General features: G+C 36.4%; 2 protein-coding genes. Both read left to right on the forward strand.

From position 1 onward, the window contains the following. On the forward strand, positions 1 to 1313 hold a 1313-nt coding region (locus EHS15_RS01730; protein WP_210416276.1), incomplete at its 5' end, for a C39 family peptidase. Positions 1314 to 1326: 13 nt separating this feature from the next. Then, on the forward strand, positions 1327 to 2037 hold the full coding sequence (locus EHS15_RS01735; protein ID WP_135758818.1) for an NADase-type glycan-binding domain-containing protein: 711 nt from the start codon (positions 1327 to 1329) through the stop codon (positions 2035 to 2037). The last annotated feature ends 394 nt before the right edge of the window (positions 2038 to 2431 follow it).

Consider the following 2431-nt stretch of genomic DNA (forward strand, 5'->3'; position numbering starts at 1 on the left):
GTAGATTGAATCCAGAGGGTAGGGCAGAATACGACCGATTGACTGAGGAGCTCAAAGCTGCCGAACTTGCTGAGTCGATAGGTAAGACGAAAGGAATCTTTGAACTTAAGAGCTGGGAAGAAGCTCAGAAGAAACTTGAAGAAGCAAGAAAAGAACTTCAAGACTTTATAAAAAATACAGCGAGAGCATTAGGATTCCAGATTGGGAATGCACCAGTTAAACCTTTGGATACTAAAAATATAGCTAACTCATCAGTGGATCTACAGCAAAGATTTATAGATGCGGTGGAAAATCCGAATGTAAATAATTTTAAAACAGGCGATAGCTTAAAGATCGAATTTCCAGAGGGGACTTCTCCTGAAAAAATTAAAGAAACCTTGGAAAAAATAGGAAAGCAGATGGTGAACGATGCGTATTTCGACTATGATGCTTCTGTGAAGTCTAAAGAGTTACTTGAGAAATTTGCAAAGGAAAATGGGTTGAATTTGCCAACATCGACACCTGAACAAAAACAGATCTATAACAGTATTAAAGCTGAACTAGATACTACGATTGCAAATGCGAAAGCAGATGTTACTGCAGCTAGAATTGAATATGTAAGGGAGAATTATGCAAGGTTGACAACAGAGAAACTTGTAGCCGAGTTTGGAGATCGAATTGATACGCAGAACAGTACGGAAAAAGTGACCGTCTTGAAGAATGGTGAAGGTGTGATCTTGAATCAAGTTTACTATGATTCGCAGAATGATAATAAAACGAACATTAAATTTTCTGATTATACCATGTATCCTGGAAATGAATGTTCACCTACATCAACATCTATCGTTGCAGAATATATGGGAGCTAAACCACAAAATGGTGAGTACCAGTTTGTAGATGATTTTATTAAGCAAGCGCAGAAAGATGGTATTCTTGTTAAAGGAACTGAACTGAAAGATAATGAATATCTAAAGTTAGTTCTTCCTCAATATGGGCAGCAGCTAGTAAATCTTAGCACAGATAAAAATCCAATTCCAGGTACAAATCCTGTTAAATATGAGAATAGTGATTGGAAAACAAATTCAATCAAAGATGCATTGAATGAAGGGAAACCTGTTGTTGTGGGCGGAAAGTTTGATGTTTATCCAGTGACAGAAGGGCATAGATTAGTAATCGTTGGTTATGATTCTACAGGCTGGATTGTTCATGATCCTTTTGGGAATGCAAATGTCACAGGTTATAAGGGATCGGGAATGTATGCTCATTATGATTATGGTAAATGGAATATTGGTAAGGGAGTGGCATTTGTGATTGAAAATTTGCCAAAAGAATAAGGAAAGGTTTAGGATGAAATATTTATTACTTTTTTTGATTTTATGCAAATCTTCGTTATTTGCGAGAGATTCTGCTTTTGAAAAGCTATATGGGTCTGTTAATCATTGTTATAATAATGACTGTCGTAAGGTCATTGGAAGCTCGTTTTTAGTTGAGAAAGGTAAACCTAAAGACGAGTATTCCCCTGATAAGTTACAAGATTTTAAAAATAAAAATTGGAAAGAGACAGCCTGGTGCGTATCTAAAAATCAGGGAATAGGGGAATATGTTTATATTCCTTATTGGAATGATGAAAGTAAAAGTGGTTATGCAGATATTCTAAAAAGAAAAGATTACTATGTTTCTTTAACAATAATTAATGGGTTTGCCAAAAATAGTGATTTGTTTATTGCAAATAATAGAATAAAGAAAGTTTCCATAGAAGTTCAAGAAGTAGCTTATACAATGTCTGTTGCTGGTTCAGAGACGATTCCTGGGACTGATGTAAAAATAAAGGACGGACCTCTTTTAAATAGCATTCATGAGATTGAATTTGCAGATACAATGGAACAGCAAGAGTTTAAGTTAAAAATTGCCCCGAAGTCTAGAAAAAGCGAATATCTTGAGATGGGGTTACTCTTTAAAATTACACTCAAAGAGATTTACCCTGGCACAAAATACAAAGATACATGTATGTCTGCTGCTATGATTGAAATGATCGTTCCAGCGGATAAGAAAAAATAACCTTTTCCTTCCCGCGCCATCGGATCGAAGCGTAAATCCTTTCCTGAAAGGAAAGATTGGAGCGAAGAGCCGGGTCGGTTGTTTAAATAAATTGTTTATTATAAAAACAATTGCGAGGCGCCCATACTAAAGTATAAAATGTTCATATAATGAATCTTAATCGGGAGAGAAAGCTTCTAGCGGTGACGAAGGCCAAGGATGGCCGAAGTTCGTTTGTCATGACAGGAAGTCATGCAAACGAGAGCTGGAAGCGAATCTCGACTTGTTATGCGAACCCTGCCTCTTGCGAAAGCCTACTGAGACAAGAATATACATATTGAGCCTCGCAAAAACTAAGTAATTGAACATTTTGTTCGTTAAGTTGGATGGATTTGAAGCGGGTGTTAGTTTTTTT

The sequence above is a fragment of the Leptospira idonii genome (genome assembly GCF_004770995.1).
Classification (GTDB): domain Bacteria; phylum Spirochaetota; class Leptospiria; order Leptospirales; family Leptospiraceae; genus Leptospira_A; species Leptospira_A idonii.

What these genes read in the sequence shown, in the direction of transcription:
- EHS15_RS01735 (WP_135758818.1), top strand. Translation starts at nt 1,327, where the DNA reads ATGAAATATTTATTACTTTTTTTGATTTTATGCAAATCTTCGTTATTT.